This is a genomic window from Paraburkholderia sp., from assembly GCF_049581445.1.
GTDB lineage: Bacteria > Pseudomonadota > Gammaproteobacteria > Burkholderiales > Burkholderiaceae > Paraburkholderia.
The window spans coordinates 1-9,018 of sequence record NZ_JBAURZ010000382.1 but is presented as its reverse complement, the minus strand read 5'-3'; the positions used below and the strand labels follow the sequence as shown (position 1 = coordinate 9,018).

Genomic DNA, 9,018 nt, shown 5'->3' with positions numbered 1-9,018 from the left:
CGCATACACCGGCGGCTCACTGACCACGACGGGTCCTGGCACCCACGCCCACGAGTCGTCCACGTACGCCCAGCGGCCATAGTGGTAAGGCGCGAAGCCCCACGGCGCGTCGTCGATCCAGGTCCAGCCCCACGGCGCCTGCCATACCCAGTGACCCTCATGATAGGGCGCCCAGCCGGTCGGCACGGCGCTCGGCACCCACACCTCACCGTACTGAGGGCTGCTGCGCCAGGTGCCGTTCGCATCGAGGTCTTCGTAGCCGGGCACGTCGCGCGAGACATAGCGAGCCGACACCGAGCGGTCCTCGGCGGCGTCGCGCTCGGCGCCCCACTGATCGAACCCGTCCAGCCCCGGCGCACCGTTGTCCGCGACCTGTTGGAGGGTGGTGCCGGCAAAGCGGATCTGCTGGCCCGCGGCCACTGGCACCTGGCCGTTGTCGCCGTACACCATCGCGCTGCCGCTGCGTACTGTGACGGTGGTGCTGCTGCCATCCGGCGCGACATCCACACGGTAATCGCCCGGGCCGTTCAAGCCGAGCGCGAGGTTCGGCGTATCGATCTCGTACGTCGAGCCCGGCGCGAGTTCGCGCACGCGGGTGGACAGCGTGCCTTGCGCGACCTTCAATTGAGCACTCGTGTCGTCGAGATTGAGGATGTCGAGACTGGTCGATGCACCCATCCGCACTGCGGTCGAGCCGATGTGCAGTTCCGAGCGGGCGTTCTGGTCGTTCCACAACTGATCGCCGGTGGTAAGGGGCCGGTTGATCTGGGCGTATGCCCAGTCGGTGGCGCCGGCTGGTTCGGTGGTCACGGCGCCTGACGTGTAGTTCAGGCGGGCCACGCGCCCCGGCGGATCGGTGTTGGTGTTGGCTTGCGTCGCGGCGGGCGCGACATCGAGCGGTGCTTCCTGAGCGATAACGGACTGAGCCGCGAGCGTGAAGGCTGCCGCTGCGATGAGGGTGTATCCGGTGGCGCGGCGTAACGTGCGTGTTTGTTTGGCGAGTGTTTTCATGTTTTCTCTCTCACGGACGCGGGGGTATGCATCCGTGAAAGCACTCTACCGGCGGCCCCTGTTTCAAGGGGGCCACATTTGTAAGGGGTCTTGCCTACCGTGTAACAAAAAGAAAGCGTAGCGCGCTTGTAATGCGGTTGAAGGGCGTCTTGCGCTGCTCTGCGCGTTTTCGCGTTGGATGAACGCTTAGTCTGCGAGGAATTCGTCGAACTGGCGATGCCCTGCCGGCGTGATCCGCAAGATGCGCGGCCGCTCGGTGCGTTCCACCCAGCCGTGATTGGTCCACGAGTCGAGCAAGGCGGCGCCGAGTGCGCCGCCCAGATGCGGGCGCCGCACGCTCCAGTCGGGACAGGTACAGGCGAAGCGGCGCCGGCGGGTTTGCTGGCTGGCAATATCAATGTCCCAGCGGGCGAGTTGCGTCGCGCCCGCCGGTGTTGCATCAAGCGTGTTGCCGTGTTGGGTCAGTAGCCCGTGGTTCAGCATCCGTTCGAAAAGCTGCACCGATAGTTCACCCGCCATGTGGTCGTAGCAGGTGCGCGCGTAGCGCATATCGACGGGCACTGTGCGTGGGGCGCGCGGTACAGGGCGTTGCGGCATGCTGGCCTGCGCGACGTTGGCGAGCGCTTCGATGGACGCCGCGATATCCGGTGAGGCGATTCTGAAGTAGCGGTGCCGTCCGCGCACTTCCAGCGCGAGCAAGCCACCCTCGGTAAGCCGGGAAAGGTGAGCGCTGGCCGCCGAGGGCGACAATCCTGCGATCAGCGTCAGTTCCCCGGCCGGCCGGGCGCTACCGTCCATCAGTGCCCATAGCATGGCGGCGCGGCCTGGATCGGCGAGCAGCGCGCCGATCCGGCTCAGACCGGGGAAGTGGTTTTGCTCGTCGGGAAGCGGGGCAAATACTGGAGCGGACCTGGCGGCAAACCCAGAGGCAGACATGAGCGACTCCTTTTGATGTGACGCATGTGAGTACTAGCTAACAACGTCGGTTCTTTTAGCGTCTCCAGTTTATCGGGCTTGCGCATTCGATGTTTCAGGCTGGCGTGAATCGTCGAATGCGACCTCGTATGGGTAGCGAGAAGTGCGCGCGGTCCCGTGCGGTAAGGCGCAGGCATGTCGGCGTTGTGTCATGCGCTCAGGCGGCCAGGCTAGAATCAAAGCTTGCTCCCGGGAAAACGTCGTCATGAAACTCCTGCTTGCCATTGCTGCTGCCATGCTGGTGTGCGGCGCCTGCGCCCAAGGCGGCTCGGCACCGCCGAGCGCGGATTCGAGCGGCATCTCGATGTACGGCACCATCGACGAAGGCATTTCGTATCACAAATGAAACGGCGTTTAAACGGCCGTTAGGCAGTGCGGGTGGGCCCGATCCGCTGGGTAATCCCGCAGGCGTTTTCGTTGCGTCCGCAGCGCGCCAATGCAAATCCTGACCCTCGCATTCAGGGCAAAACAACATTCCCGCCCCTCGCCGCGCGCTCCAGTCAAAATTGCGCTCGTATAATCCCCACCTTTCGATACATTGTCTGCCCGGAGTCAAGATGAACACGCCTGCCGCTGCGCCGCTGGACCGTTCTGAAACCACGTTCCGCTTTCTTGCCGAGCCCACCTCGGTCAACTTCGGCGGCAAGGTGCACGGGGGCGCGCTGATGAAGTGGATCGACGAGACCGCGTACGCGTGCGCCGCCGTCTGGTCGGGCCGCTACTGCGTGACGGTGAGCGTCGGCAATATCCGCTTTCGCCGGCCTATCCTCGTCGGCAATCTGGTCGAACTGCGTGCGCGCGTTGTACACACTGGACGCACCAGCATGCATATCCACGTGTCGGTGCAGGCGGGCGATCCCAAGGGCGGTGAACTGCTGCAGACTACCGATTGCCTCGTGGTGATGGTGGCGGTCAACGAGAACGGCCATCCGGTGCCGGTGCCATCTTTCGTGCCGGAGACCGAAGAACAGAGCCGGCTTGCCAAGTACGCGCTGGACGTCAAGGAAGCGCTCGACGCGATTGTCGAACTCAAGCCAGACGAAGTGGCGCAGGGCAAGATCTAGGCTGAACCTTGCGGAAAGGCCGCGCCCGCTTTCGCGGGCGGACTTGTTTGCTTCCCCGTTAAGGCGGGGGACGCGGCCCGCAACGCGCGCCGCGTCCCCAGGCACTCCGCCTTCAGGCCGCCGAATTCCCCACCATGTCGTGCGGCTTGACCCATTCGTCGAACTGCTGCTCGGTGACAAAGCCGAGCGCGAGCGCCGCCGCCTTCAGCGTGGTGCCCTCCTTGTGGGCTTTCTTCGCGATCTTGGCGGCCTTGTCGTAGCCAATGTGCGGATTGAGCGCCGTCACCAGCATCAGCGATTCGTTGAGCAGCGTATCGATCCGATCGTGATTCGGCTCGATCCCCACCGCGCAGTTGTCGTTGAAGCTGTGCGCACCGTCGGCGATCAGGCGAATCGATTGCAGGACATTGTGCGCGATCATCGGCCGGAACACGTTCAGCTCGAAGTTGCCGCTTGCGCCGCCCATATTCACCGCGACGTCGTTGCCGAATACCTGGCAACAGAGCATCGTCATGGCTTCGGACTGGGTCGGATTGACCTTGCCGGGCATGATCGAGCTGCCTGGCTCGTTTTCCGGAATCGACAACTCGCCCAGGCCACAACGCGGGCCGCTCGCGAGCCAGCGCACGTCGTTGGCGATTTTCATCAGACTTGCCGCCACGGTCTTGAGTGCGCCATGCGCAAACACCAGCGCGTCCGCTGCCGCCATGACTTCGAACTTGTTGGGCGCCGTCACGAACGGCACGCCCGTCAATTTGCCGATTGCCGCCGCGACCTTGCCGGCGAATTGGGGATGCGCGTTCAGCCCGGTCCCCACAGCGGTGCCGCCCTGTGCGAGTTCGTACAGATGCGGCAGGCTCGATTCCACGTGACGAATGCCGTGGTCGAGTTGTGCGACATAACCGGAAAACTCCTGACCTAGCGTGAGCGGCGTCGCATCCTGCAAGTGCGTGCGGCCAATCTTGACGATCCCGGCGAATGCCTTGGCCTTGCCGTCTAGCGTATCGCGCAAGGTCTTCAATGCCGGCAGCAGATGCTTGACGATGCCCACCGCCACGGCCACGTGCATCGCGGTGGGAAACACGTCATTGGACGACTGGCCGCGGTTCACATCGTCGTTCGGATGGACCTTGCGCGCTTCGCCGCGCTCGCCGCCGAGCAGTTCGCTCGCGCGGTTCGCGATCACCTCGTTGAGGTTCATGTTGGTCTGGGTGCCGGAGCCGGTTTGCCAGACCGCCAGCGGAAATTCGCCGGGATGCTTGCCTTCGATAATCTCGTCGGCGGCCTGCATGACGGCTTTGGCTTTGCTCTCATCGATGACGCCCAGTCCCAGGTTGACTTCGGCGGCCGCGCGCTTGATCACGGCGAGTGCGGTGATCAGTTCAGGCGACTGCTTTTCCGTGGAGATGCGGAAATTCTGCAGCGAGCGCTGGGTTTGCGCGCCCCAGAGGCGATCGTTCGGCACGGCGATCTCGCCGAACGTGTCGCGCTCCATTCTTACGTCTTCGGTCATGGTTCAACTCCGCTATAGCTGAATAACTGCGTGGGTCGGACGACTTGGGCCTGTCGCTGCACATGGCTGCGGCAAGCGCATCAAAGTTCTCCCTGAACGGGCAATAGCAAGAATATCCCTGTCAGGAAATTACGGTACAAACCGGCCTGGGGATCGAAGTTATAGGTTCGCGACTCGCCGTTTTCCTGGTCGGTCCATTCGAGTTGCGAGGGCGGCGCATCGATATACCGGAGTTGCGCCAGTTGTGCAGGTGTGGAGAGCGTGACACGGTAGCTCACGTCGGGCGATATGGCGTGGTCAAACAGGCCCGCAACCTGGCTGGCAAGCGTTGGGCTATGAATGACCAGTGCCAGCTCGGTGTTCAGATTGGCGGAGCGCGGATCGAGGTTCATCGAGCCAATCACGAGGATCTTGCGGTCGATTACGTAGGTTTTCGCGTGCAGGCTCGCGCGGGATTTGGAGCCTGCCACGGTGGCCGGGGTGTGCTGATCCGGCTTGAACTCGTAGAGCTCCACGCCATGCTGCAGCAACGGCACGCGGTACGGGGCGTAGCCGGCCTGCACCGCGACGGCGTCAGTGGCGGCGAGCGAATTGGTAAGAATCGCTACTCGCACGCCGCGCTGTGTGAGATCAGCGAGTCCCTGCACACCGGCGTCGTGCGGCACGAAGTAGGGTGAGACGACGAGAAATTCCTGTTGTGCCTCGTGCATCAGTTCGACGAGCCGCTGCAGCGGCGGGCTCACGTAATCAGGCGAAGGCTGATCGATCTTGCTGGGCGTATCCGCCTTGAATTCCGCAGGCGCCCAGGTGAGCCCCAGTTCCTCTTTGCTGATCTGTGTGGCAAGCGGCGTGGCGTTGATCGGTTTCGCGTTATAGGGATCGGCGTCGGTGCGCCAATGCGCGCGCAACGCATCGCGGGTGGCGTCCAGTTCCTGTTGCGAGAAGCGCTGATGATTCAGCGCGCGCAGCGGATACGCGCCACTGCTGTTCCAGTACTCGTCGAAGCTTGCGGAGACGTCGGCGGTAATCGGGCCCGCCGCGAGCACGTCAAGGTCGCGGAACTGCAGCGTTGGACTGGCGCTGAAATATTCGTCGCCCACGTTGCGCCCGCCAACGATAGCCAACTGGTTATCCGCGATCATCGCCTTGTTGTGCATGCGGCGCGTGAACTGATCGAGCTTCGTGAACAGATCGGTGGTGCGTTCGAATACGCTGCGATGTGAACTGCCATACGGATTGAATACGCGGACTTCGATGTTTGGATGCGAGTTCAGACCGGCCATCACATCGTCGATGTCCTTGAAGTTCAGATCGTCGACGAGCATCCGCACGCGCACGCCGTGATCGGCTGCATAGAGCGCCGCGCCGAGCAGCAGCTTGCCGGTGGTGTCCTCGTTGGCGATGTAGTACTGCATGTCGAGCGTCTTCGTCGCGGCGCGGGCGAGCGCGATACGCATCTGCAACGCCTCGGTGCCGCTCGAGAGCACGCGAAAACCCGATTGCCCCGGATGCGCCGCATCGAGCGGAGCGAGGGCAGTGCCGAGCGGGGTGGTTGTGGCTGGGGCTAGCGCATGTGTGACGGGCCGGTCGAAGGCCGAAGCCGGTGGACGTGTGGCGCAGCCGGTCAATAATGCCGCTGATGTGCATGCCAGCAAAAAGTACTTGGCGATGCGTGTGATGCTGGATTCGATCCGGCCTATGCTTCCGGATTCCCGCTGATGCGACGTGGTGTTGTAGTTGCTGTCATACGCCCGCACGCTATGTCCTCCGCTTGATTTGATGCGCAAACAGGGTGCCCCTGCAGGCGTGCAATCAATGCTTTGTGATTCTGCTGAGGAAAGCATTCTAAGGGGAATCGCGCCGGCGAGTGCGGGAAGCGGGCGTTCGGGGCGGAGCGTGGAATGCGTTGGCTGTTTGAGCGAGGAGGAGCGTACCCGCAATGGATGGCGTGTTGATAGCTACGCACTCCAAACCATTTGACCGGCCTTCAATGCGTCTTCCAGTTTCTCCTTCGATGGTTTTTTCAACGCCCGCTATCGACGCTGGTCATGCGTAGCGTAAGACGCAGATCGAAACGGCGCGCGCCTTTGCTAAACGCGCGCCGCGGTTGCATTAGTGACGCCAGTTGCCTTAGTTACGGCAGTAGCGTCAGTTGCGCTCTGCGCTCAGCGCAGGCGCCTCGTCGGCATACGTGGAGCCTTTGGCCGGACGGCCCGCCCAGTATCCGGCGAGCAGCGAACCCGAGAGGTTGTGCCACACAGAAAACAGCGCACCCGGCAGGGCCGCCAGCGGGGAGAAATATAGCTTGCCCAAGGTGGCCGCGAGTCCGGAGTTTTGCATGCCCACTTCGATGGCGAGCGTGCGGCAGACGGCTTCGTCGAAACCCAGCAGACGTCCACCCCAATAGCCGCCCAACAGGCCAATCCCGTTGTGCAGGACGACGCCCAGCATCACCACGAGGCCCACCGACGCGATGCTCTTTTGCGTGCCGCCTACCACCGCCCCGATGATCAGCACAATGGCGATCATCGAGACCAGCGGCAAGACAGGCTCGACCTTGCGCACCAGTTTGCCGAACAGGTGATTGATAACGAGGCCCACGACGATGGGTAGCGCGACGATCTGCAGAATGCTCATCAGCATGCCGTGCACATCGACGACGATCGACGCATCCACATAGAGACGCGTGAGCAACGGCGTGGCGAACACGCCTACCAGGGTCGACAGCGCGCTGATCGTGACAGACAGCGCCACGTCGCCACGCGCGAGATAAATCATTACATTCGATGCCGTACCGCTCGCGACGCTGCCCACCAGCACCATGCCCGCGGTCAGATCGGGCGGCATGTGCAACCCCTTGGCAATCGCCCAGGCGGCGAGCGGCATCACCAGGTAATGCAGCACGATCCCCGCCACGACCGGTGCCGGGCGCGTAAAAACACGCTTGAAGTCGGCTACCGAAAGCGTCACGCCCATCGCCAGCATGATGATCGTCAGGAGCGTCGTGACGTGAGGGGCGATTGGGCCGAACGAAGCGGGCGAAAAATAGGCGGTGAGCGAGACCAGCACGGCCCACAGCGGAAAGAGACGGGTAACCCGGGCAAGCATGTCAGGAGGTCCTTGGTTCTGCTTCGATGAGTGTTGCGAATTGCTTAGGTAGCGCCGGCCTTTGGCGCATTCAGGATTATGCCGACGGTACGGCTTGCGGCCCCACGCGTCGCAGGCTGAGTCGATGAAAGCGCAGCGTCATTAGCATGGCGACACTGGCGAGGCCCGCTGCAAGGCCCCACCACAGGCCGCGCGCGCCCATTCCGAAGTGAAAGGCGAGCGTGTAGCCAGTCGGAAAGCCGATGCCCCAGTAACCGAAGGCGGCGGCCAGCATCGGCACGCGCGTGTCCTTCAAACCACGCAGGCAGCCCGAGCCGACAGTCTGCATGCCGTCGACGATCTGAAAAATGGCGGCGACGCCGAGCAGCGAACTGGCGAGCGCCACGGTCGCGGCATTTGCGGGATCGTCCAGATGCAGATACAGACCGACGATCCAATGCGGCGCGAGGATCAGCACGAGCCCTGACAGCGTCATGAAGCCGACCCCGAGCGCGAGGGCGACGAAACCCGCATGTCGAGCGGCGAGCGGCTGCCCCGCGCCGGACCAGAAACCGACCCGCACGTTGGCCGCCTGGCCGATGGCTAGCGGCACCATGAACGCGACCGACGCGACGTTCAGCGCGATCTGGTGCGCGGCCAGTTGCGACTCGCCGAGCAGCCCGACCATCAGGCCGGTAGCGAGAAAGAGCGTTGACTCGACGCCATAGGTGATCGCCACGGGCCAGCCAATGCCGAACAGTTCCCCCATCAGCGGCAACCGGGGCCGCGTGGCGATGACGAAGTGGCGATAGCGCGGCCTCAGATGCAGCCAGGCCATCAGAATCAGCGCAGTCATCCAGACAGTGAAGGTGGTGGCTACGGCTGAGCCGAGAAAGCCGAGACGCGGCAGACCGTAGGCGCCGTGGATCAGGCCGTAATTCAGAAAGCCGTTGACGAAGACGCCAACGATCGACACCCACAGCAGGCGTTTGGCGGCACCGATGGCGGGCAGGAACGAGCGCATCAGGCCGATGCCGATCAGACTGCCCAGCGCACCCCAACGCAGGATGGCGGTGTACTCGCCGACGTTGTGCGCCAGCAGCGCGGGCTCACCGAACGCCAGCAACACTGGCGTCGCCAACGACAGCAGCACGAACGCCGGCAGCGCGAGCAGGACGGACATCACGAGGCCGGTCCAGTAGATGTGCGGCACACGTTCCTCGGCCTGGGCGCCACGGGCATGCGAGACGCTGACACTCACCGAGGTGAGCACGCCTTGCAGCAGCGTGACGACCACGAAGAACAGGTTGGCGCCGAGGCCACCGGCGGCGAGCGCGTCGGGGCCGAGCGAGCCGAGCAGGATCGTGT

The 9,018-nt window shown here is 63.5% G+C and carries 8 protein-coding genes; 2 read left to right on the top strand and 6 right to left on the bottom strand.

Annotated elements, in window-relative coordinates:
* Together WCA85_RS33065 and WCA85_RS33060 are read right to left on the bottom strand one after the other, a co-directional pair.
* Nucleotides 1-1,011: DUF6600 domain-containing protein (locus tag WCA85_RS33065; protein ID WP_424069610.1), on the bottom strand; the 1,011-nt coding region annotated here is incomplete at its 3' end.
* 186 nt (nt 1,012-1,197) lie between these two features.
* Nucleotides 1,198-1,947 (bottom strand): ArsR/SmtB family transcription factor, encoded by a 750-nt coding sequence (locus WCA85_RS33060; protein ID WP_424069608.1) that lies wholly within the window; start codon nt 1,945-1,947, stop codon nt 1,198-1,200.
* 244 nt (nt 1,948-2,191) lie between these two features.
* Between WCA85_RS33060 and WCA85_RS33055 the strand changes: the two genes are divergently transcribed.
* Nucleotides 2,192-2,332, top strand: coding sequence for a hypothetical protein (locus WCA85_RS33055; RefSeq protein WP_424069606.1), 141 nt, complete (start codon nt 2,192-2,194; stop codon nt 2,330-2,332).
* A 211-nt stretch (nt 2,333-2,543) separates the two neighbouring features.
* Entirely contained in the window at nt 2,544-3,050 is a 507-nt protein-coding gene (locus tag WCA85_RS33050) for an acyl-CoA thioesterase (RefSeq protein WP_424069604.1), read from the top strand.
* A gap of 112 nt (nt 3,051-3,162) precedes the next feature.
* Here the strand turns inward: WCA85_RS33050 and fumC are convergent, their stop codons facing one another.
* The 4 genes from fumC to WCA85_RS33030 all read right to left on the bottom strand — a co-directional run.
* Entirely contained in the window at nt 3,163-4,563 is a 1,401-nt protein-coding gene (gene fumC, locus WCA85_RS33045; RefSeq protein ID WP_424069602.1) for a class II fumarate hydratase, read from the bottom strand.
* A gap of 80 nt (nt 4,564-4,643) precedes the next feature.
* On the bottom strand, nt 4,644-6,254 hold the full coding sequence (locus tag WCA85_RS33040; RefSeq protein WP_424069612.1) for a phospholipase D family protein: 1,611 nt from the start codon (nt 6,252-6,254) through the stop codon (nt 4,644-4,646).
* A 457-nt stretch (nt 6,255-6,711) separates the two neighbouring features.
* Nucleotides 6,712-7,671 (bottom strand): ketopantoate/pantoate/pantothenate transporter PanS, encoded by a 960-nt coding sequence (panS, locus tag WCA85_RS33035; protein WP_424069600.1) that lies wholly within the window; start codon nt 7,669-7,671, stop codon nt 6,712-6,714.
* 76 nt (nt 7,672-7,747) lie between these two features.
* Nucleotides 7,748-9,018 (bottom strand): MATE family efflux transporter (locus WCA85_RS33030; RefSeq protein ID WP_424069598.1); only part of this gene is annotated, 1,271 nt, incomplete at its 5' end.